Below are 23,774 nucleotides of genomic sequence, written 5' to 3'. Positions count from 1 at the left end.
TAAAACTGTCTGGGGGCACTAAAGATAAAATAGCTAGAAACTCAACCAAAATTATAAAAACAACAAAATTCCCATTATTAGCTAAAATAGGGTCAAAGCTTTGCGATATCAAATTTTTGCTTTAGCATTGTGTTATTCTAGGTGCGGGGAAACAGCGTCAGTTGTTTTATGAACTAAATATAACAGCTCTAAAATTATACAAAAAACTAATTTAAATTAAACAAACTAGACTAGCGAACAGGCTAAATTGTAATAACTAAGTTATATTTGTTTATCTAAGTTTTTAAGCATTTCGATGATCGGTCGATTGGCGTCAGGGAATTCGTCGGCATTCAGATCTTCTTGGTCAACCCAACGACTTGGTTGGCCTTCTTTAGCAAAAGGGACTCCATCCCATTCTTCAACTAAATAGGCATGAATTGTGATATCTCGATCATCATAACTGTGTTTAAAGATATCTAAAAATTGAGCTTGGTGGATATGGATGTCAACTTCTTCAGCAATTTCGCGTTGTAAGGTTTGATATGGAGTTTCTCCGACCTCGATTTTTCCACCAGGAAACTCCCAAAAACCAGCAAGATGAGAGTCTTCACCGCGTTGGGTTATAAATATTTGACAATTTTGTGAACGAATAATACCTACAGCAATTTCAATATGTTTATTCATAATTTTATTTGCCTATGAGTAAAATTAGGGAAAGTTGTAACTTTCCCTTTCAACCTATTGTCGATCCTAATCGACGATTTTAGTATCAACTTTGCTTGATGATACTAAATTTTTTCTTTACTGAACAGCACCATGGCAATGTTTATATTTTTTACCTGAACCACAAGGGCATGGATCATTACGACCAACTTTGGCTTGAGTTCGTACTATTGGTTGCGAAGAAGCGCCTGCTGATAGTTCTTCATTTTCGCCATTTATACTCGCTACCGACTCATGGTTAGCTTGTTGTTTGGCCATTAGTTTTTCCATTTCTGCTAGGCGTTGGCGTTCAGCTTCGTCAACTTCTTCTTGTGAGCGAATTTGTACGCGACTCAAAATACCAATAACATCATATTTTAATGATTCTAGCATGTTAGCAAACATATTAAACGATTCACGTTTATATTCCTGTTTTGGATCTTTTTGTGCATAGCCACGCAAATGAATACCTTGGCGTAAATAATCCATAGCTGCTAAATGTTCTTTCCAAAGCGTATCAAGTGTTTGTAACATAACACTTTTCTCGAAATGTCTAAATGCTTCAGCTCCAGCCATGTTTTCTTTTTCTAAATATTTATCTTGAGCAATTTGTAAGATTCGTTCACGCAATGTTTCTTCGTGCAGATTTTGCTCTTCATCTAGCCATTTTGCGACCGGTAAATCCAAATCAAAGTCTGTTTTTAGTGCAGTTTCAAGACCTGGTATATTCCACATATCTTCAATTGATTGTGGAGGAATGTATTGGTCAATTAGAGTGTTAAATACATCACCTCGAATTGAATCAATGGTATCTTTTATATCGGTATTATCAAGTAAGCCGTTTCGTTCTCGGTAAATTACTTTACGTTGATCGTTGGCGACATCATCATATTCAAGAAGTTGTTTACGAATATCAAAGTTGCGACTTTCAACTTTCTTTTGGGCATTGGCAATGGCTTTTGTAACCCATGGGTGTTCAATGGCTTCACCTTCTTTCATACCCAATTTACGCATCATATTACCCACACGATCAGAGGCAAAGATTCTCATCAATGGATCTTCAAGTGATAGATAAAAGCGTGAAGCTCCAGGGTCACCTTGACGTCCTGCACGACCTCGTAATTGATTGTCGATACGGCGTGACTCGTGACGCTCAGTACCTAAAATGTAAAGTCCACCTAACTCAATCACTTCTTCATGTTTTGTTTGCCAAGCTTGTTTCGCTTTTTCGATATCTTCTTGTGTTGGATTTTCAATTTTTGCTATATCACTTTGCCAGTTACCACCAAGCATAATATCAGTACCACGGCCAGCCATGTTAGTTGCAATAGTAACTGCACCTTTACTCCCTGCATTAGCAATAATTTCTGCTTCTTGGGCATGGAATTTAGCATTTAGGACATTATGTTTGATACCTGCTTTTTTAAACGCTTGTGAAACTAGTTCTGATTTTTCGATTGATGCTGTTCCGACTAAAACAGGTTGACCACGTTTTACACATTCTTGTACATCAGATACAATCGCATTTATTTTTTCCTTTTCGGTCATATAGACAAGGTCTGATTGATCTTTTCGTTGCATTGGACGATTAGTTGGAATAACAATCGTATCTAAATCATAAATTTGGTTAAACTCAAATGCTTCAGTGTCAGCAGTACCTGTCATGCCCGCTAGTTTTTCATATAAACGGAAATAGTTTTGGAAAGTAATTGAAGCCAGTGTTTGGTTCTCATTTTGGATTTTAACGTGCTCTTTTGCTTCAACAGCTTGGTGTAAACCATCAGACCAGCGTCGACCATCCATTGTTCGTCCAGTATGTTCGTCAACAATGATAATTTCATTATCTCTAACAATATAATCAACGTCGCGATGGAATAGGTGGTGAGCGCGTAGGGCTGCATTAACGTGATGCATTAATACGATATTGCTTGGCGCATAAAGTGATTCATCACCTTTCATGATGCCTTGTTTTATCAGTAATTCTTCAACTTTAACTAAGCCTCGTTCTGTTAAGTTAACTTGGCGTGATTTTTCATCAATTGAGAAGTCTCCATCACCTTGGAACTGCTCAGAGTCTTCTTTTTCTTGACGAGTTAAGTAAGGAATGATCTTATCAACGCTAATATATCTGTCGGAACTATCTTCCGCTTGACCTGAAATAATCAGAGGTGTTCTTGCTTCATCAATTAAAATTGAGTCAACTTCATCGACTAAGGCGTAATGCAATGGACGTTGTACTCGAGCATCTTTGGTAAATACCATATTATCACGTAGGTAATCGAAGCCATATTCATTATTGGTACCATAGGTGATATCTGCGTTGTAAGCCTCACGTTTTATGTGTGCGGGCATATTTGGCAGGTTAATCCCTACAGTTAAGCCCAAAAATTCGAATAAAGGACGATTATTTTCAGCATCTCGCTGTGCTAAGTAATCATTAACCGTAACAACGTGTACACCTTTACCGGTTAATGCGTTTAAATAGGCAGGTAATGTCGCTGTTAAAGTTTTACCTTCACCAGTACGCATTTCAGCAATGCAGCGTTCATTTAATACCATACCGCCGATTAACTGCACATCAAAATGACGCATGCCAAATACACGTTTACTTGCTTCACGTACCACTGCAAAAGCTTCTTCCAAAATATCATCTAATTGGGTTCCAGAGGCAATCCTGTCTTTAAATTCTGTAGTTTTTGCTTTTAGTTCATCATCAGTTAATGCTTCCATGGCTGGTTCAAGTGCATTAATTTTTTCAACTCGTTTACGCATACTTTTTAATACGCGCTCATTGCGGCTACCAAATACTTTTGTTAATAATCTTAATAACATAACTCTTCTCTTGTTTTTCAATACGGATTTTAAGGCTTTTGCCTTGTATAAAAATTAGTTTTATTTGTGCGTAAATTCTAAGAGGTAGTTTTTGGTCCAGCTCGTATGCCGTTGTAAGGGGATAGTCGAATTGCCTTGCTAGGGGAAAGATCATCATAACTAGGCGTTATTAAAAGTACTATAGTATGCTGTTTTTGGGAATATGCTAGTGTTTGCGACTTTCTTTGTGTTGTTTCTCTGTGATCTTGTACAATGGATGTAATAGCAATAATTCCACAGTGCGAAACATCAGATTCCGATGGAAGTGCTTCGTTTTGACATAATCCAAACCCAGTAGCAATCACACCTAATAATAAGTGCGATAAAGCGGTTTTGATAATCAATCTTTTACTGAGTTTTTGCCAATAGTTAATGATGATCATAATCAGGGTATTTTAGCATTTTTTAGCAAAATAAAAAACCCTTATTACAAGGGAAATAATTTAATAAAAGGAATTTTAATAAGATGAAAGGTTTACAAAAACTCGCTTTTTTAGGTAATAATGCGCGAGTTTTTGTCAATTTAACTTCCCTCAATCCAACCATACTAAAAATTGAATCAAGGAAAGGGATAAAGGAAGAAATATTATTCCACCATTAATTGCCCCATCATGCCAGTTGTTTCATGTTCAATTATGTGACAGTGATACATGCGAAGCCCAGGAAGATTTTGCTGTATTTTGATGGTAAGTTTTTCGTGTGGTCGCAAATTAATTGTATCTTTTAAGGCAATATAGTCAGGCTGAGTTTTTTACCATTTAACTCGTGCGATTGTACAATAAATTGTGCGCCATGGATGTGGAAGTTGTGATCCATATGGGAGTTATTGAATATTGTCCATTCTTCAATATCGTGAATTTTGCTTTTTACGTTTACCATTAATTAAAAATAACACACCACACGTGGCTCTGTCATGTCCATTACTTCGGTATATTCCAGTAATTTATGGACGACAGCTGACCCCATATTAGGTAGTTGGTTTAATGTGTTTGGTAAGGTGATTGGATCGGATTTAGTCAGTGTTAACTCGCCCAGTATTATATCTTGTTCTGGTGGTACATTGCCCATTTTATTACGATCATATCCGATTGATTGTAAATATACAGTACCAGTTTGTTTTGGCATTATGACTAATTCAGCACGTTCAGCTGGAGTTAATAATAAGGGTTTGGTAAGCTGGTAGGGTTTAGCTAATAGTCCACCATCAGTGCCAACTAAAAAGATATCGCAGTTAGGAATAGAAAGATTGGGATATCGACCTGAACACGAATTCCATACCCGGATATGTGTGGCTGAATCTATTTTGATTTTTGGGCGATAACTACCATTTATCAATACAAATTGGTCTTCACGTCCATTCATCCAATCGACCATTGAGTTATCAGCAATTTGGCCTTTGTCGGTTAATTTTAAGTCAGAAAAGAACCAATTTTGTTCAGGGAATGATGCAAGTGGATCGTGTTTGCTACGAACAATAAATGTACCAGCTAAACCTCGATAAACTTGTTCGGCTACTGTATCGTGTCCGTGAGGATGATACCAATAAGTGCCAGCAGTACCTTTAGGAATGCTAAATTCATAAGTTCGACTGCCTCCTGTAGGAATTTCGTTTTGTGGGTTACCGTCTTGATCATATGGAATGAGCAGGCCGTGCCAATGAACTGTCGTTGATAGAGTAAGTTCATTTTTTACGGTGATTTTAACATGGTCTTCTTCAAATACTTCGATTTTCGGACCCGGTATCATTCCATTATAGGTCCAAAATTCCGTGGTTAAATCTGGTGTTAACCCAATTTTGGTTGGTTTTAGATGTAATGTTGCTTCAAAAACACCTTCTTGCTTGCTTTCATTTTTTAAGTTGGTCAAAATTGGTAGATCCATTCCTTGTGGTAGTGCTGAAGTCGATAAAAGTTTTTGTGTCATTTGATTGTGATTCATGTCCATATTCATGTGTTGGTGCATATTATCCCTCTTTTGACATTCATCAGAATTAGTATCACACATTGTGTCATGCATATTGTTGTTCCCCATTTGGGCTATAGCTTTAGTTGCGACCAATCCACCGATAGCTGTGGTAATATTTATCAAAAAATTTCGACGTTTCATGATGTTACTCAAAAATAGTTAAGTTTAACAATAATCTGATGGTTATACTGATAAAACAAATATCAATATAATTCAGTTATTGCGTGTTGTGTTACTTACTGCTTTTATTTACATAAACCAATTAAACAGCTTGCGGTGGTCTTAACTCTGGAATAAATTCGTTATATTGTAGAATAGGCTTAATAGGCAGATATCGTTCACTGCTAGACGAAATATAAAGTTTTGTAGGAAAATTAGAATCTAAAATATTGCAGGTTGAACACTGATGAAATAAAGCATAAGCAGATATGACTGTTTTTTTGCAAAACCAAAACTTGCTCTTTAGAAATAGATTCGTGCTTAGAGGTTAATTCGGATGAGGAATGAGCAGAATGACAAGTTAAAACCGGTGATAATAGTAAGTTGGATAAATGCCATGAAGAATAGCTAAACCAATATAGTATTGATGCTAATACAATTATTAGGCAAATTGGATTATTTTGGGGAGTTATAGGCATCTTGAGATCTCACTATTTTTTATAAAATAAATAATAGCCCTACTTAAAGTTTAATATAACCCTGACATAACTAGTTTAATTTAATTGTATTGATTTGTCGACTTGTCTATTAATATATTAAAAAATACTGAAATTTTAAGTTAATGTGCAAAAAAATAAGATAATTATGACGTGTTCTGATATGATATTTATCAATAATAATTGGCAAATAATATTGATATGAAGATTCTTTTTGGTGTTCAAGGAACAGGAAATGGCCATGTCAGTCGTTGTAGAACTTTAGCTAAAGCGTTAAAAAAAGCTGGAGCTGATGTTGATTATATTTTTAGTGGACGTGATCCTAAAGACTATTTTGATATGCAAGATTTTGGTGATTATAAGACTTATCGAGGAGTCACCTTTGCAACACTAAATGGTAAAATTAATTTTCGTAAAACCATACAACGAATTCGTGCTTTTCGACTTATTAAAGACGTGCGTGAGCTCAATTTATCAAAGTATGATTGTATTATTAGTGATTTTGAGCCAGTCAGTGCTTGGGCCGCACATCATCAGCAACGTGACTGTTTAGGTATAAGCAATCAGGCTGTATGCCAATATCTTAAACCTAAAGAATATGGGCTAGTTGCCAATGTAATTATGAAATATTATGCACCAGTTACTAAGCCTATTGGTTTACATTGGTTTCATTTTGGGCATAAGTTATTGCCACCTATGATTGATTCATTTCATTCCACTCCAACAGAAGATGGCAGTATTGTGGTTTATTTGCCGTTTGAAGGCATAGATGAGATCATTGGTATGTTAAAACAATTTCAAGATCATCAATTTATCTGTTTTCACCCAGATATAAAGCAAGAATTACAACAAAATAATATCATTTTTCAATCTCTTAGCCGTGATGGTTTTACGCAAGCTTTAGTCAATTGCTCTGGCATTATTTCAAATACGGGCTTTGCATTGATTTCTGAAGCATTAACGCTTGGTAAAAAGATTCTTACTAAGCCTGTTGCAGGTCAATTTGAACAAATTTATAATGCTCACTGTTTACGATCTCTTGATATGGCAACGGTTATGGAAAGTTTAAACTGTATCAAACTTAAGTATTGGCTAGATTTACCCTCACCAAAACCAATAATATACCCTGATGTTGCTACAGCATTGTCTAATTGGATCGTCGCTGGACAAAAGGAGTCGTTACTTTCTTTAAGTGAACGACTTTGGAGTCAAACTATCTTTCCTGAGCATGTCAATCAGCGAATAAAATCTTTAGGGTATGTGTAAAGGAACGAATATGATAGTAAGTATTATTGTAGCCATGGCCGATAATCGTGTAATTGGCTTAAATAATCAAATGCCTTGGCATTTACCTGCAGATTTGGCATGGTTTAGAAAAAATACACTTAATAAACCTGTTATTATGGGAAGAAAGACATTTGAGTCTATTGGTCATCCACTACCAAGCCGTCATAATATTATTATTTCAAAGCAAGCACCAAGTGAATCTAATTCAATTCAAAATGTAAGTTGGGTTCAATCAATTGATTCCGCCATAGTTTTAGCCCAAAAACAGAATGTTGATGAAGCATTTATTATTGGTGGTGGTAATATTTATAAGCAAACGTTACCGTTAGCAAATCGACTTTATCTAACACATATAGATGCGAAACTACAGGGGGATACCCATTTCCCTGATTACTCACCTGAGAAATGGCAAGTTATTTATCAAGAAGGACATCAACCCGACGATAAAAATGGCTATTCATATCAGTTTGAAATTTTAGAAAAAAGTAATGAATTTTAAACTAAATTGCCACTAAAAAGGTGGCAATTTAACATGTTAATTAACCTTGAAAACGTTTAGCTTCAATAACATCGGGTAGTTGTCTTATTTTATTGAGTACTCGGTTTAATGAATCCTGATCAAAAATTACCATATCTACGTCGATAGTGGCTAATTGTTGTTTCATATCTGAGCGGCTCATTAGACCAAGTACATTAACCTTTTCATTAGCTAAAATCGTGGTAATATCTCGCAATAAACCACTTCGATCGTTGGCAACAATTTTTACCACCATGGTGTAACTTGATTGGGTATTGTTGTTCCAAACAGCATGAGTAATACGTTCAGGAGCATGATTTTTAAGTTCTTGCAATTGTTCACAATCAGCTCGGTGAATTGAAATACCTCGTCCTTGAGTTACAAACCCTACAATTAGATCACCAGGAATAGGTCGGCAACAGTTTGCAATGGTATACATTAAGTTACCCACACCCTCAATAATAATTTCACTACCTTTTTTGTTGCTGAACTTATTAGTATTTTTAGTTTGTATATTCGTTTTTTGGGCAATTTGTTTTAACGCAGCTTCATCTTCCTCTTCAGCGGTTGGTTTGTTAAATTGTGCATTGATAAAGTTAACTAATTGATTAATCCTTACATCACCACTACCAATACCGGCTAGTACCTCGTCAAATGAATGGGCATTATATTTATTAATTAAGATTTTTTCGACGCTTTTTATACTAATGTTTAAAGGTTCAAGTTCGCTTTGCAAAATTTGTTCACCTGCGGCGATATTTTTATCGCGATCTTGCTTTTTAAACCAAGCTTGAATTTTAGCTCTGGCACGACTACTGTTAACAAACCCTGTGTTAGGATTTAGCCAATCACGACTAGGGTTCGGTTGTTTTTGGGTAATGACTTCAACTTGATCGCCCATTTTTAAATTGTAGGTAAATGGTACAATTCGCCCACCCACTTTGGCTCCAATACAACGGTGCCCCACATCGCTATGTATATGATAAGCAAAATCAAGTGGCGTTGACCTAGCAGGCAAGTCAACAACATCACCTTTAGGCGTAAAAACATAAACTCGGTCATCAAAAATTTGGCTACGAACGGCTTCTTGTATTTCACCACTTTCCGACATTTCTTGTTGCCATGTTAATAATTTACGCAACCAAGAAATTCGTTGATCATAAGCTGTCATTTTGTCGGTACTACCTTCCTTATATTTCCAATGTGCGGCAATACCTAGTTCAGCTTCATTGTGCATTTGTTCAGTACGAATTTGAATTTCGATTACTTTATCTTGTGGACCATAAACAACAGTATGGATAGATTGATAACCATTTGGTTTGGGATTTGCTACATAATCATCAAATTCTTTTGCGATATGTTTATAATGGCTGTGGACAATACCTAATGCATTATAACAATCTTCAATACGATCGCAGATAATACGCACTGCACGAATGTCATATAAATCTTCGAATTGAAGGTGTTTACGTTCCATTTTTCGCCATATACTATAAATATGTTTAGGACGACCGTATACCTCAGCTCGAATATGATCTTGATTCATCAAATTTTGTAAATGGTTAACGAATTGTTTGATGTACAATTCACGATCCAATCGTTTTTCTTGCAATTTTTTTGCAATTAATCGATATTCATCTGGATGTAAATAGCGGAAGCAGAAGTCTTCTAGCTCCCATTTTAATTGACCTATACCTAAACGGTTGGCTAAAGGAGCATAAATGTTAAAACACTCTTTAGCGGCGAGGACTTGTTCTTCTTGAGGTGCATTGATTAAATTGCGTAAGTAGGTAATGCGTTCTGCCAATTTAATCACTACACTTCTGAAGTCATTTACCATCGCTAGTAGCATTCGGCGAATACTATCAATTTGTTCGGAAGTAGCACTGCCGTTACGAATTGCTCGTAATTGGCGAATTTCTTTCATCCTAACAATGCTAGAAATGATATGAGAAATTTCACGATCAAAATCTTCTGGAATATCTTCTCGGCGAATAATTTTGCTATCAACAAAAGGAAGTAATAAAGCAGCACATAAACTATTAATATCCATATTAAGTGTCGACAGAATTTCGACCATTTCTATCGCATTTTGGAAACAGAAAGTTTGTTCTGATGCACCTGCGCTATTTTCAAAACAAAAATCCCAAACTTCTCTAAATTTTTTATAAGACGTAGGATTGGTTAATAACAATTCTTGTTTCACCCATTGTTCTACATCAAATTGAGCAAGAGAATAATGTTCTTCACTATGTTGGTGTGCGCCTCTAATAGATACCATAACTTATGTTCCTGATTTTATTAGCAACAACATTGATTCAATGTGTTTGGTTTGCGGAAACATATCTAAAATAGCAACTTGAGCAATTTGATATCCTGCATCGATAAGTTGTTTGCTATCTCGTGCTAGTGTAGCAGGATTACACGATATATAAACAATTTTTGAAGGGGCTAATTTTGCAATTTCTATTGCCGCATTAAATGCACCAGATCTTGCTGGATCTAATAATACTTTATTATATTGTGATTGACTCCATATCGAAAATTGTTGAGTATCATCTAAGTTGCTGGTTAAAAAATTGGTTTCTGCACAAATCTCAGTATTATTTAATATAGTGTTGAATTTTGCTTTTTCAACCAAGGCATCAATACCTTCAACACCCGTTACAGTTTTACTTAATTTGGCTATAGGTAACGAAAAATTACCCATTCCGCAAAACAGATCTAGAACTTGATCTGTTGGTTGTAACGTTAGCCAATTAAGCGCCTGTTCAATCATCTTTTGATTAATTTTACAATTTACTTGAATAAAATCTAGGGGGCTGAATGTTAATTTTAAATGATTGATTAAATAAAAATGGTCAGTATTACCTGTAATATGTATTAAATCGTTGCCGTGAAAATAAAGCGAGATATTGTTATTTTCGGCGAATTCTTTTAATAGGGTAACATCATGATTGCTTAGAGGCATAGTGTGCCTTAAAACAAGAATAATACCGCTATCGACCGAAATTAGTTCAACGTGACCCAGTGCTTTTTTCTGTTTTATGTTATTGAGCGTGCTTTGTAATGGCGCTAGCAATGAATCTAATTCGTTAACTAATATCGGACAATGTTTGACATTGATTATTTGATTGGATTCAGCTTGGCGAAATCCAATTGTTAATTGGCCTTTAACAATATTAATTGAAAGTCTTGCACGTCGACGATAATGGTAAGGTTGGTCGGCAATGATTTGCGGTGAGTTTTTAACGATATTTGTTAAAGGTTGTCCTGTTTCTTTTTGTAATAGATTTATCAACGCATCATATTTTGCTTGTTGTTGCATCTGTGGTGCAATATGTTGTAGCTCACAACCACCACATTGTTGATAATATTCACATAGAGGTTTAACGCGGTATTTGCTTTGATTATGATATCTAATGACTTTGGCTTTAGCGTAATTTTTTTTATTTTCAGTTAACTCAATATCAACGGTTTCATCAGGCAAGACTGATTTTACAAAAATTGTTTTACCTTTATGATTAGCCACACCTTGCCCAAAGGCATCTAAAGATGAGATAGTTACTGTCAATTTTTGAGGTGTGAGCTTTTTTCTTTGTGGAGTATAAAAATTAACCATAGACGTTTTTATTTATGTTAAGCGCTTTAATAATTCTGTTTTGACATGCCGTGGTACTAAATTTGTTATATCACCGCCATGGTAGGCAACATCTTTTACTATTGTCGATGAAATAAATCCCATTGCAATTGATGGCATTAAAAAGATAGTGTCTAAATCAGATTTTAATGCACGGTTCATTTCGGCAAGTTGCCTTTCGTATTCGAAATCGTGTGTTGTACGAACGCCTCGAACGATAACTGTGGCATTATGCGTTTGCGCAAAATTAGCCATCAAATTGTCAAAGCCAATAACTTCGACATTGAGTAAATGTTCGACTGCGGTTGACGCTAAATTTACGCGTTCTTCTAGAGTAAAGAGTGTTTTTTTATTAGGATTTTCGGCAATAGCAACAATTAATCGAGGAAATAGTAACGAAGCTCGTGTAACAAGATCAATATGACCATTAGTAATGGGATCAAAAGTACCCGGGAAAATAGCAGTTAAACTTTTGCTTTTCATATTTAATATTATCCATTAGGTATGATGACTGTATCATACCTAATTTTATTTAGGATTGTTAGTTTAACCGTGCAAAATTCTTTTGCTCAATTTACTGGATTTTTAGTAATGTAAATATGAAAAAGCTAGATGTTATTAATATACAGCAATAATTAAGTCAAATAACTTATTAATTTATAAAAAATTGGTAAGCAGTGTGATGTTCATATATTTGTCCTGATTGTAAAAAGCAGCTTGGTTGTGGCCAGTCAGGATGATTAGGGCTGTCTGGTAAAAATTGGGCTTCTAATGCTATGCCAGCAAAATTTCCATATTCACTATTATGCCGATTTGGCGTATATTGTAAAAAGTTACCTGTATAAATCTGTAATGACGGTTTGGTTGTAGTAACATTCATTGTTACTTTTTTATCAGATGAAATGAGCTGAGCGGCTATCGCTTTGGTTTTATCTAATAAATAAGCGTGATCATAACCACCAGTTATTTGCCTTTCTGCGCTTTCAAGTAGTTTTTCCGATAAAAGTTTTGGTTGACGTAAATCCATATTGTGCATGGCAACACTAACTAGATCCTTATTAGGGATACCATCGGCATTAACTGGCAAATAACAGTTAGCATTTACTTTTAATCTGTGATTAAGTACATCTTTGCTTATTTCGCCATCTAGATTAAAGTAAGCATGATTAGTCAAATTTACTGGCGTAGTTTTTGTAGTAGTTGCATTAAACAATATAATTACTTGATTGTCATCGGTTAGTTTATACGTTACTGTTACATTCAGCTCACCAGGAAAACCTTGATCACCATCAGGTGAAATCAAAAGGAAGGTCACTTGCTGATCGGAGCAAGATTGAATTAACCATAATTTTTTATCGAAGCCTAATTTTCCGCCGTGTAACTGATTTACACCTTGATTCGCAGTGAGATAATATTGTTTATTGTCAATATTAATAGTAGCATTGGCAATACGGTTAGCATATCGGCCTATCGTAGCACCTAAATAGGCATCTTGTTGTTGGTATTGTTCAATTGAGCGACAGCCGAGTAGCACTTCACGATTCTGTCCATTAACGGGCAATTCACAGGAGAGCCATGTAGCTCCCCAGTTTGAAAGTTTTATTCGCATTCCTTGTTTATTGGACAGTTCAATAATTTGCGTTATAGGCATATCGCGTGTGCTCCTTCACTTGGTTTACAGATATAAAAATCTTCTTTAATACCGAATTTTTTAGCATAACTATCGCTAACAACGGTTTTAACAGCATTAACTTTATCTTTTGGTACTATTGCCACAACACAACCACCAAAGCCACCGCCTGTCATGCGAACACCGCCTTGTTCACCAATTACACCGTGAATTATTTCAACTAGATAATCAATAGCGGGGACTGTAATTTCAAAATCATCACGCATTGAATTGTGACTCTGTGCCATGAGTTTTGATAATAATTTATAATCACCATCTGTAAGAGCTTGTGCTGCTTTTAGTGTGCGCTCATTTTCAGTGATTACATGATGAGCTCGTTTAAAGACAATTGGATCGAGCGTGTTTTCAATATGTTGTAATTCAGTTAAGGACGCGTCTCTTAAGGCTTTTACCCCAAGAGCTTGTGCAGCTGCTTCACACTGTTTACGTCGAGTATTATATTCACTATCAACTAATCCTCGTTTGATATTTGAATTGATGATAACCACAGCAAAATCTTTAGGAATTGAGACTGGTTTAACTTCTAATGAACGACAGTCAATTAATAATGCATGTTGTCTTTGTCCAAGGGCAGATATTAGTTGATCCATGATGCCACAATTGCAACCAACAAATTGGTTTTCGGCCTCTTGACCAATTAATGCTAACTTGGTGCCATCTAAAGCCAAATTATAAAGAACTTGGAACATTTTAGCTACGGCAACTTCTAGAGATGCTGATGAACTTAGTCCTGCCTCTTGAGGAACATTTCCACTAATAGCAAAATCGACGCCATGGATATTATTTGCATATTTTTTTAAGTGTTTTACTACCCCACGTATGTAGTTAACCCACATATAATCTGGATGTTTTTCAATAGGAGAATCTAAAGAAAATTCATCTTGTTGATTATCATAATCAACCGCAATAACTCGAACAAGATTATCTGAACGTTTGTGACAACTTATTATCGTTTGATAATCAATAGCACAAGGTAAAACAAAACCATCATTATAATCGGTATGCTCGCCAATCAAATTTACACGACCGGGGGCTTGTATAAGTGTATCGGGTTTATAATCAAATTTAGATTCAAATGCTTGTGTAGTTGCTTTGATTAATGCGTTCATTTATTTATCCTTTTTCTTTATAATGCACATCACTAACGTTACGTAACCTTTCAGCTGCTTGCTCTGGGGTTAAATCACGTTGTACTTCGGCTAACATTTCGTAACCTACCATAAATTTTTTTACTGTGGCGGAACGTAATAAAGGGGGATAAAAATGTGCATGTACTTGCCAATAATCATTTTTATCTTGCATAAATGGCGCACCATGCCAGCCCATAGAGTATGGGAAAGAGCAATGAAATAAATTATCGTAACGACTCGTTAATTTTTTGAGCGCAATAGCTAAATCACTTTGTTGTTCGTCATTTAATTGGGTTAATTGTGGAATGTGAATTTTTGGTAATAATAATGTTTCAAATGGCCATATTGCCCAAAAAGGAACAACGGCAAGCCAATACTTAGTTTCTACAACGATTCGCTCACGATTAATAAGTTCCTTTTCAGCATAATCAACCAATAAATTGCGATGATACTTTTCAAAGTAATTACGCATATTTAGATCTTCGCGTGCAATTTCATTCGGTAAAAAGCTATTAGCCCAAACTTGTCCATGTGGATGAGGGTTAGAGCATCCCATTGCTGACCCTTTGTTTTCAAACACTTGTACCCAAGGGTAGTTTTCACCCAACTCTTGCTGCTGTTCTATCCAAGTTTTAATTACTCCTTCAATTGTAGGTAAATCAAGTTCAGGTAATGTTTTACTGTGATCGGGTGAAAAACAGATAACTCGACTAGTACCTTTTGCGCTTTTCATTTGGAATAATGGATCGGCGTTTTTTGGTGATTCTGGAGTATTTTCCATTAGTGCTGCAAAATCATTAGTAAAAACAAATGTTCCCTTATATTGAAGGTTGATATCTCCTGTTACCCGTTTATTTCCTGGGCACAAAAAGCAAGTCGGATCATAACTTGGTTTTTGCACTTCGTTTAATACTTCTTGTTGCCCTTGCCATGGGCGTTTTGCCCTATGTGGTGAAACAAGTACCCATTGATTGGTCAATGGGTTGTAACGACGATGAGGATGTTCAACTGGGTTAAAAATATCCATTTTTGCCTCTTCTGTTAATTTTGTATGTTTTATAAAATGTATTGTTAATCAGGATAGCCTTGAGGGTTATTTGATTGCCAATTCCAAGAATCTTTTACCATGTCATCAAGCGTGAGTTTGGTTTTCCAACCTAATATTTGCTCAGCTTTATTAGCATCAGCCCAGAATGCTGGTAAATCACCTGCTCGTCTTGGGGCAAAGTGCCAATTAAGAGATTTTCCTGATGCTTTTTCAAAAGCTTTAATGACTTGTAATACGCTATAACCAACACCTGAGCCTAAATTGTAAATATGCACACCAGCTTTATTTTGATCGGTTTTGAGTGCAGCGATATGCCCATCCGCCAAATCAATAACATGTATAAAATCACGAACGCAAGTTCCATCTATTGTTGGATAATTATTACCAAAAACAGCTAATGACTCTCTTTTGCCTACAGCAACTTGGGTAATATAAGGCATAAGATTATTAGGAACACCAAGTGGATCTTCGCCCATTAATCCACTTGGATGGGCTCCAACAGGATTAAAATAACGTAGTAAAGTTAGTGACCAATCGGGCTCAGCAACGGCTAAGTCCATAATACATTGCTCAACCATTAATTTACTTTTTCCATACGGACTGGTAGGTAAACCTTGTGGTAATGTTTCAAGATAAGGAACAGGGGCTAATTCGCCATAGACCGTGGCCGACGAACTAAATACTAACTGTTTAACGCCAGCAGCTCGCATTGCTTTCATCAGTACGATACTGCCGTAGACATTGTTTTCATAATATTCTAGCGGTTTGTGGACTGATTCACCGACAGCTTTTAGGCCAGCAAAATGGATTACTGCTTTAATGTCATGTTCTGAAAAAATCTTAGTTAATAGTTTTTCATCGCATACATCACCTTGATAAAAAATGACGGATTGCCCAGTAATTTTTTGTATCCTATCTAGTACTGATGCTTTACTGTTAAACAAATTATCAATAATAATTGGTGTGTAGCCAGATTTAATTAGTTGAACACATGTGTGACTTCCTATATATCCACAACCACCAGTTACTAATATTTTCATAATAAAACCTTCATCTAGTCAATAATAGTTATAGTGAGTGTCTGCTAATCTTCAGATCCTTCACTGTTGTTATGTTTCCACAGATCCCATGGTCCACGCCCTGATAATGTAAAGGATGAAATAAGCGTAAAACTAAATGCGATCAAGCCAAGGATTAAATATGCTCCTTCGAAACCTATTTTAACATACATTAACCCTGCAAAAGTGGACATAAACATGATAGATAATTGTTTTGCAAAACAAAATGCGATTAAGTAAACGGTTGCTGATAAGTGAATAGGGAAGTGTTTGGTAATATATTTAAATGCACCGACAAGTAATAAAGGTGCTTCGAACATATGTAGCGTTTTTAATATCACCACTTCAACTGCTGTACTGGCAAATGCTGAACCTGTAATACGGATAGACATGATAGCACCAGCAATGAGTAATGTATTTTTACTACCTATTTTCATTACAATCAGAGGAGCAAAAAACATCACAGTGGCATTTAAAAATTCACCAAGCGTAGTTACATAGCCGAAAGCTTCACGACCCACTTGTTCGTTAGTAAAAAATGAGGTGAAAAAGTTTGCAAATTGTTGATCAAATACATCATAAGTACAAGCAACCCCAATTATGTAAAGCATGAAGAACCATGTTTTACGCATACTAAGTAAGTCAAAGGCAAGTTTTAGATTGAATGGCTTTGGTTTATTTAATCCCATTTGCTCAACGACTTCAGTCGTTGTGGTTTTTGCTGGATCGGCGATTTTAACTAAAACTAAAAGAATCAATGCAAATCCAGAACATAACCAAAAAACGGCATTGACATCTTTAGAAATCATAATTCCAACAAACGAAGCACATACAGCCCAACCAAAGCAGCCAAACATACGACAACGACCAAATTCAAATCCACTACGTCGACTTATTTTTTCGACAAGAGCTTCAATAGCTGGTGCACCACCACTAAATACCATACCAAGATAAAATCCACCAACAATTCCGCCCAAGGTGACATTTAATTTAAGTAATGGTCCTAAAATGAAAATAAAAAATGGACCAAATAGTACAAGAAGAAGTGTGATAACCCAAAGAAGGTGTTTCTTTAACCCTAGTTTATCAGAAATTAACCCAAACAAGGGTTGAAAAAAAAGCGCAAATAGTGAAATAAATGAAAAAACGTACCCAGTATTAGCCTCATCAAGCCCATTCATTTTTAGCCAAACGGGAAAAAAAGGGCAGTATGCTCCCATAATAAAAAAGTACAAAAAGAAGTAGAGACTGAATATCCAATAATTCTTATTACTTAGTGATGACTTTATTTTTTGATTCATAATGAACTTCCTTTGTTAGGCCTTAAATGATCGCTCAATCATTTAAAAAACTTCTGCATGTATATGAACAGGTAAGTTATTTGTTAAGGCGATAATAGCACTAAAATAATTTTGAAAAAGTGATCTAGATAACATTTCATGGAATCGATTACATTTAATGTTAAATTAATTTTTGTTAAAAAGTTTCAGGTAGATATGTGTTTGAGTATAATTTTTGTGTTTTATGATAGCAATAGTGCAAATTAAAGATCGGTAATTTACTAGATAGGAGGTTTAAAATAATTAATTGGAATAAAAATAAAATAAAACAAATAAAATGCAATTAATTATTGAAAACGGTTACATATTATTTATCTACACTCTATTTAGCTTATTGTAATTGGCTATGATTTAAGTAAGCTAAACAATTAACATTTATACTGAAACGTATATTTACCTGAAACTTTTTGACAAGGAATTTGTTATTAATTAGTATTAGCTTAACTTTTTATTATTAATTTGTTTAATCTTAATTAGATTGGAAAAATTAGATAACCTAATGGTTAATTACCTAGTTTTAATTGATTTTATTCGTTCCTCAAAATCTGACCAATAATAATAACCCTCATTATTAACAGAAGCATTTTCCAAATGAAGTTGATAATGTTGTGGTAAATTATTGTCATCAAGTGCTAGCCCGTTATGGAGTTGTTCAAAACTTTGATAAATATATTCGGCTTTAAAAAAGTATTCGCCTGTAGATAGGTGACGAAAACGCTGTAAAGCTACTTTTCCACCAATTGGAGTTATTTCAAATTGATTTGGTAGTTGGTAGTCTTTAAAGTCTAATGCACCCAGTAATGAAGCGATGGTACTATCGTGTCCAACAAGTAAATTGACTTTACTATCTCTTAGCATAAGATCGTTTATCATGTTGATAATAAGTGCAGCTGAGTGTTTAGCAAGTGTCTTAGAATGGCAAACTAAATTTATATATTGATTACGAATTGCGCTAATTTGTTGCCACTGCTCTTGGCTAGTTAGTCTACCCCATGCAATTTGTTCTTTTGGAAAGGCTGAATAGTATTGCAATAAGAATGCATCAACGGCTGAGATACCTATCGCAAGTGGTCCGAGGAGTGCTGGTTCTTCATGTTTTTTAAAATAAAGTTCGGATGGAATATCGGCTAAATCGCATTTATATTCAGCATATAATTTTGAATGCTTATAATCCAAAATATCGGAAAGGGTTTCATAAGCTGGTGCTAGGCTTTTAAAAATATTGGCTGCTTTGTCAGCTTCTTCAATATCACGCAATACCGCATTTTTAAACTCAGTTGAATCGTCTTGCAAACTAGGATCGAAAATCGGATCCATTTTTTCAATGGCATATTTATGATGAATAGGAATATCATACCCAGCAAAGGCACCAGCTGTCATAAATTGAGCGGTCGCTACGGTTCTTTGCAAACTATTAGAATACACGAATAATTCAGTATTATGTTTTGATAATTTTATATTGTGTTTTTCAAGCCAAGTCGATAAATAGCGGCCAAAATAAACTTCTAATATTCCACCACGTGTGGTCAAATAACCATATGGATGATCCCATTTAGGCCATTTAAAGGGAGTCACTTTTTCTAAAAACTGCAAAGTATTTTGTAATGGCGTACGAATACCATGACGGCTAAGTATAACGATTTTATCTAATTGGTAATGGTTATTTTTCATTTTGTGATCCATCCTTGTTTATGTAAATAATCTAAAATAAAATCACGTTGTTCATTATTTATTGTATTTGCAATTTTATCACTCCAACCACCGGTTTTTTGATTAGTACTACGGTTTTGATAGTAATCACCTATTTGGGTATCATATTTTGCTAAAGTTGCATGATCAAGTGGTTGATATTGGTTTTCAAAAAAGAGAAGCTCTTTAGGTAACCTCGGTTTTATTTCTGGATTATGATTGGGGTAACCAAGGCAAAGCCCAAAAAGAGGAAGAACATATTTTGGTAACTCAAGTAATTGGGTTACTTTATCAAGATCATTTCGCAGTCCACCAATATACACAGCACCAAGCCCTAAGGATTCAGCCGCTATTACTGCATTTTGAGCCATAATTGCTGTATCAACACAGCCCAATAATAACTGCTCTGCTTTGCCAAGATTAAGTGTTGGATCAATTTGAAAATGACGATTAAAATCGGCGCAAAATACCCAAAATTCAGGGGCTTGGTTAACATATTTTTGATCACCAGCATAATGAGCTAGTTTTTCGCGTTTTTTAGGATCTGTAATACGAATAATTGTCGAACATTGAATAAAGTTAGAACTAGAAGCTGACTGTGCTGATCGAACTATAGACGTTATTTGTTCTTGAGTTAAACTAGTTGTTTTATAAGCACGAATAGAGCGGTGTCGACAAAGTAGATCGATGGTTTGATTTTGCATAGTGGCTCCTTAGCATAATTATTTGTTTACAAATTGAAGATCCCAAACGCCATGGCCTAAATTTTGACCTCGTTTTTCAAATTTAGTACTTGGTCTATCATCAGGTCTCGGAATATAGTCACCGCTTGGTGATAAATTTTCAAAACCTTCAGCTTGGGTTAAAACCTCTAACATATGTTCTGCATAATGTTGCCAATCGGTAGCTAGGTGCAAAATTCCACCTAATTTTAATTTTTGTCGAATTAACTGTACAAATTGGGGTTGAATAATGCGGCGCTTATTATGTCTTGCTTTATGCCAAGGATCAGGGAAAAAAATTTGTACTTTGTCTAATGTATGATTAGGGATCATATTTTCTAATACTTCAACAGCATCGTGACACATCACTTTTAAGTTTGATAATTGATTTTCTTCAATTGCCATCAAACAAGCTCCAACACCGGGTTTGTGTACTTCGATTCCTAAAAAATTCTTATCAGGTGCATTTTTAGCCATTTCAATTAACGAAGCACCCATACCAAATCCAATTTCAAGAACAGTCGGTTTGTTAGAGTTAAAAACTATTGGTGAATTTGCATCATATTCAATACCAAAGACCGGCCATAAATTTATTAATGCTTGTTCTTGGCCTTTTGTTAAACGACCTTGCCGTAAAACAAAACTACGAATGGTTCTTTTAGATTTGATATTTTCGTTATCTGAGTTTAATTGTTCGTTCATCACGTTATCTACTTTTGTTGTGGAATTTATAAAGCCAAAAAATAGTTTGTTTGTTAGTTTACTCGATTTTGAGTTCACAGCAAAAGCATCTTACGGACAAATTGTTTTATTTAACGATTTATAAAAATATATCAAATATTTTCAATATATTTTTATATTGTAGTTGAGCATAATCGATAAATGATTATATAATTATAGCCCCAATTTAACCGATTACGAATAAAGTAATCATGAATACATGCTTGAGGATTTCTCGTGCCTGATATGAAGCTTTTTGCTGGTAATGCTACACCAGAACTAGCAAAGCGTATAGCTAATCGTCTTTATACTTCTCTTGGTGACATTGTGGTAAGCCGTTTTAGTGATGGTGAAGTTAATGTCCAAATCAATGAAAATGTCCGTGGTGAAGATGTTTTTATTATTCAATCAACTTGTGCCCCTACCAATGACAATTTAATGGAATTATTAGTTATGATCGATGCAATGCGCCGAGCATCTGCTGGTCGTATTACAGCTGTTATTCCTTATTTTGGTTATGCAAGGCAAGATCGTCGAGTTCGTTCGGCTCGTGTACCTATTACAGCTAAAGTTGTTGCTGATTTTCTATCAACTGTTGGTGTCGATAGGGTATTAACCGTTGATCTTCATGCCGAACAAATTCAAGGCTTCTTTGATGTGCCGGTTGATAATGTATTTGGTAGCCCTGTTATTTTAGAAGATATGCTACAACGTGAGTTTGATCGCCCAATTGTTGTTTCCCCTGATATTGGCGGAGTGGTGCGTGCTCGTGCGATAGCTAAACTACTTAATGATACTGATATGGCAATTATTGATAAACGTCGTCAACGTGCCAATGAAGCAGAAGTGATGAATATTATTGGCGATGTTGCTGATAGAGATTGTATCTTAGTTGATGATATGATTGATACTGCAGGAACACTTTGTAAAGCAGCTGATGCTTTAAAAGCGCGAGGTGCAAAAAGAGTATTTGCTTATGCTACCCACCCGATATTTTCAGGTAAAGCAGTAAGTAACATTAAAAACTGTGCTATTGATGAAATTGTTGTTTGTGACACAATTCCATTAACGGCTGAAGTAAAAGCATTGAAAAATGTTCGCCAATTAACATTATCAGGTATGCTTGCTGAAGCAATTCGTCGAATTAGTAACGAAGAATCAATTTCAGCAATGTTCCATCAATAACCTATTTTATCATTGCTATAATGCCCCTTTTGGGGCATTTTTCTCGATAAAATCAGTGACAATAAAAATATTATGACAACGATAAAACTGATTGTAGGACTCGCCAATCCCGGAAATGAATATGCAGCAACAAGGCACAATGCAGGTGCGTGGTTTGTTGAGCAATTGGCTGAACGTTATAATCAATCATTAAAAAATGAACAAAAATTTTTTGGTTACACATCACGAATCAACATTTCAGGTCATGATGTACGTTTATTAGTTCCAACTACTTTCATGAATTTAAGTGGTAAAGCTGTTCAAGCTATGGCGACATTTTACCAAATAAAGCCAGAAGAGATCTTAGTTGCACATGATGAACTCGACTTAAATCCCGGAATAGCTAAACTTAAGTTTGGTGGTAGTCATGGTGGGCATAATGGGCTAAAAGATATTGCTAATAAATTAGGTAATAATTTAAATTTTTATCGGTTAAGAATTGGTATTGGACATCCTGGCGATAAAAATAAAGTTGTTGGTTATGTTTTAAATAAGCCATCTAAACCTGAACAGGAATTAATTGATAAAGCTATTGACGAATCTTTGCGTTGTACAGATATCTTATTGTCTGATGGAATAGACGTTGCAATGAACAAGTTACATGCTTTTAAAGCTTAGTTAATTTGTTGAATTTTTCAATAACGTAAAAATCGATAAATATCCACTTTAATAAAAAAATCCACCTAAAATATTAGGTGGATTTAATTGTCTTAACGTTTTCTTTTAAGAAAAAAGATGAGTTACATTACCACCTTTTTCAGCAATTTTTTTCATCACTTCTTTGATTAACCATGTATTCATTGCTGCGGTATCATCAGTATTGCCTGGATAATTCAGTTCTTTTGCTAAATTTCTCCGTGCATCTAAACTGCTATCTATACCTAATAATTTCAATAGGTCAACAATAGATGTTTTCCAGTTAAGTGTTTCAGGATGTTTTTTAGCTAAATTATCAAGAATAGAGGAAACATCAACATTAGTTGCGGATGCGCTTTGCTCTACTTTTTCTTGGACTTTCTCTGAACCACTCGATACTGTATTTTTAACAGATGTGGTGATATTTTCAACTTTATCCTTCACTGCATCAACAGCATTATCTACTTTTGTTTGAGCATTTGGAAATACTTTAGAAAAAATGTTATTTAAGATATTCATATTACATCTCCTTTAAATTTAAACTGCTTTAAAAAAACTGCTTAACGATATAGATGTAGAAAAGACCACATTCAATATAGCGCTTAAAAGAATGTAATGTCAAAATCCTTATGTATTAATAGCATTTTATGTATTACGATAAACTGTTTACCAAGATGCAAAACAATTATTTTAAATATTTTTCTAATATTAACTGAATTGATTGAGATTTCAGAAAAGAATTACCTAGATTACACCATGAAGTGCAATTCTTCTTAACTCCTTCGAATAAAAGGAGGCAGGGCTTTTAAACTTATGCCGTTTTCTTGGGCGTGTGTTCAATAGATATTGTATTTTCTTTATCTGTTCGTCGTCAACTAATGAAATGGCCGCTGACTT

At 35.0% G+C, this 23,774-nt stretch carries 22 protein-coding genes; 4 read left to right on the top strand and 18 right to left on the bottom strand.

Annotated features, from left to right (window positions below):
- Nucleotides 1-261 precede the first annotated feature (261 nt).
- The 6 genes from mutT to A9G25_RS07860 form a co-directional block, all read right to left on the bottom strand.
- Complete coding sequence (gene mutT / locus A9G25_RS07875; RefSeq protein WP_065626465.1) at nt 262-666, bottom strand: 8-oxo-dGTP diphosphatase MutT; 405 nt, start codon at nt 664-666, stop codon at nt 262-264.
- 117 nt (nt 667-783) lie between these two features.
- Nucleotides 784-3,516 carry a preprotein translocase subunit SecA gene (secA, locus tag A9G25_RS07870; protein WP_065626464.1) on the bottom strand — a complete coding sequence of 911 codons (2,733 nt, stop codon included), beginning with the start codon at nt 3,514-3,516 and terminating at the stop codon, nt 784-786.
- 77 nt (nt 3,517-3,593) lie between these two features.
- Complete coding sequence (locus tag A9G25_RS07865; RefSeq protein ID WP_065626463.1) at nt 3,594-3,938, bottom strand: hypothetical protein; 345 nt, start codon at nt 3,936-3,938, stop codon at nt 3,594-3,596.
- A gap of 203 nt (nt 3,939-4,141) precedes the next feature.
- Nucleotides 4,142-4,264, bottom strand: a complete 123-nt coding sequence (locus A9G25_RS13390; protein WP_176701101.1) for a multicopper oxidase domain-containing protein — start codon at nt 4,262-4,264, stop codon at nt 4,142-4,144.
- 14 nt (nt 4,265-4,278) lie between these two features.
- The gene (locus tag A9G25_RS13385) at nt 4,279-4,371 is read right to left on the bottom strand and encodes a hypothetical protein (RefSeq protein WP_442903091.1); all 93 of its coding nucleotides are present in this window, start codon (nt 4,369-4,371) and stop codon (nt 4,279-4,281) included.
- A 66-nt stretch (nt 4,372-4,437) separates the two neighbouring features.
- Entirely contained in the window at nt 4,438-5,661 is a 1,224-nt protein-coding gene (locus tag A9G25_RS07860) for a multicopper oxidase family protein (RefSeq protein WP_081297194.1), read from the bottom strand.
- 698 nt (nt 5,662-6,359) lie between these two features.
- On the opposite strand from A9G25_RS07860, the gene A9G25_RS07855 reads away from it, so the two are divergent.
- Both A9G25_RS07855 and folA read left to right on the top strand, forming a co-directional pair.
- Nucleotides 6,360-7,442: an MJ1255/VC2487 family glycosyltransferase gene (locus tag A9G25_RS07855; RefSeq protein WP_218057572.1), complete on the top strand. Its 1,083-nt coding sequence runs from the start codon at nt 6,360-6,362 to the stop codon at nt 7,440-7,442.
- A 10-nt stretch (nt 7,443-7,452) separates the two neighbouring features.
- Entirely contained in the window at nt 7,453-7,962 is a 510-nt protein-coding gene (gene folA, locus A9G25_RS07850; RefSeq protein WP_065626461.1) for a type 3 dihydrofolate reductase, read from the top strand.
- A gap of 40 nt (nt 7,963-8,002) precedes the next feature.
- Here folA and relA read toward each other — a convergent pair whose 3' ends face one another.
- The 11 genes from relA to trmB form a co-directional block, all read right to left on the bottom strand.
- Nucleotides 8,003-10,261, bottom strand: a complete 2,259-nt coding sequence (gene relA, locus A9G25_RS07845; RefSeq protein ID WP_065626460.1) for a GTP diphosphokinase — start codon at nt 10,259-10,261, stop codon at nt 8,003-8,005.
- Nucleotides 10,262-10,264: 3 nt separating this feature from the next.
- Entirely contained in the window at nt 10,265-11,602 is a 1,338-nt protein-coding gene (gene rlmD / locus A9G25_RS07840; protein ID WP_065626459.1) for a 23S rRNA (uracil(1939)-C(5))-methyltransferase RlmD, read from the bottom strand.
- A 12-nt stretch (nt 11,603-11,614) separates the two neighbouring features.
- The gene (gene coaD, locus A9G25_RS07835; protein ID WP_065626458.1) at nt 11,615-12,103 is read right to left on the bottom strand and encodes a pantetheine-phosphate adenylyltransferase; all 489 of its coding nucleotides are present in this window, start codon (nt 12,101-12,103) and stop codon (nt 11,615-11,617) included.
- Nucleotides 12,104-12,272: 169 nt separating this feature from the next.
- Nucleotides 12,273-13,271 carry a galactose-1-epimerase gene (gene galM, locus A9G25_RS07830; protein ID WP_065626457.1) on the bottom strand — a complete coding sequence of 333 codons (999 nt, stop codon included), beginning with the start codon at nt 13,269-13,271 and terminating at the stop codon, nt 12,273-12,275.
- A complete protein-coding gene (gene galK, locus A9G25_RS07825; protein WP_065626456.1) occupies nt 13,262-14,419 on the bottom strand; it encodes a galactokinase in 1,158 nt (385 codons plus the stop codon). Before galK ends, galM begins: the two co-directional genes overlap by 10 nt.
- A gap of 4 nt (nt 14,420-14,423) precedes the next feature.
- Nucleotides 14,424-15,467, bottom strand: a complete 1,044-nt coding sequence (gene galT, locus A9G25_RS07820) for a galactose-1-phosphate uridylyltransferase (RefSeq protein WP_065626455.1) — start codon at nt 15,465-15,467, stop codon at nt 14,424-14,426.
- A gap of 44 nt (nt 15,468-15,511) precedes the next feature.
- Nucleotides 15,512-16,528, bottom strand: a complete 1,017-nt coding sequence (galE, locus tag A9G25_RS07815; protein WP_065626454.1) for a UDP-glucose 4-epimerase GalE — start codon at nt 16,526-16,528, stop codon at nt 15,512-15,514.
- Between the two features lie 44 nt (nt 16,529-16,572).
- Nucleotides 16,573-17,847, bottom strand: a complete 1,275-nt coding sequence (locus A9G25_RS07810) for an MFS transporter (protein ID WP_065626453.1) — start codon at nt 17,845-17,847, stop codon at nt 16,573-16,575.
- Nucleotides 17,848-18,393: 546 nt separating this feature from the next.
- Nucleotides 18,394-19,557, bottom strand: coding sequence for a histidine-type phosphatase (locus A9G25_RS07805; protein WP_176701100.1), 1,164 nt, complete (start codon nt 19,555-19,557; stop codon nt 18,394-18,396).
- Entirely contained in the window at nt 19,554-20,279 is a 726-nt protein-coding gene (gene nfsA, locus A9G25_RS07800; RefSeq protein WP_065626451.1) for an oxygen-insensitive NADPH nitroreductase, read from the bottom strand. The genes A9G25_RS07805 and nfsA overlap by 4 nt, the downstream gene beginning before the upstream one ends.
- Nucleotides 20,280-20,297: 18 nt before the next feature.
- Nucleotides 20,298-21,002 (bottom strand): tRNA (guanosine(46)-N7)-methyltransferase TrmB, encoded by a 705-nt coding sequence (gene trmB / locus A9G25_RS07795; protein ID WP_065626450.1) that lies wholly within the window; start codon nt 21,000-21,002, stop codon nt 20,298-20,300.
- A 252-nt stretch (nt 21,003-21,254) separates the two neighbouring features.
- Here trmB and A9G25_RS07790 point away from each other — a divergent pair, with 252 nt between their 5' ends.
- Complete coding sequence (locus A9G25_RS07790) at nt 21,255-22,202, top strand: ribose-phosphate pyrophosphokinase (protein WP_034915766.1); 948 nt, start codon at nt 21,255-21,257, stop codon at nt 22,200-22,202.
- Nucleotides 22,203-22,274: 72 nt separating this feature from the next.
- Nucleotides 22,275-22,859, top strand: coding sequence for an aminoacyl-tRNA hydrolase (pth, locus tag A9G25_RS07785; protein WP_065626449.1), 585 nt, complete (start codon nt 22,275-22,277; stop codon nt 22,857-22,859).
- A gap of 105 nt (nt 22,860-22,964) precedes the next feature.
- On the opposite strand, the gene A9G25_RS07780 is transcribed toward pth, so the two are convergent.
- Nucleotides 22,965-23,396 (bottom strand): DUF3597 domain-containing protein, encoded by a 432-nt coding sequence (locus tag A9G25_RS07780; RefSeq protein WP_065626448.1) that lies wholly within the window; start codon nt 23,394-23,396, stop codon nt 22,965-22,967.
- Between the last annotated feature and the right edge of the window lie 378 nt (nt 23,397-23,774).

This window comes from Gilliamella sp. Bif1-4, from assembly GCF_001690535.1.
Lineage (GTDB): Bacteria > Pseudomonadota > Gammaproteobacteria > Enterobacterales > Orbaceae > Gilliamella > Gilliamella bombi.
Note: the sequence above shows the minus strand (reverse complement) of the source record. Positions and strands in the feature narration are given on the sequence as shown.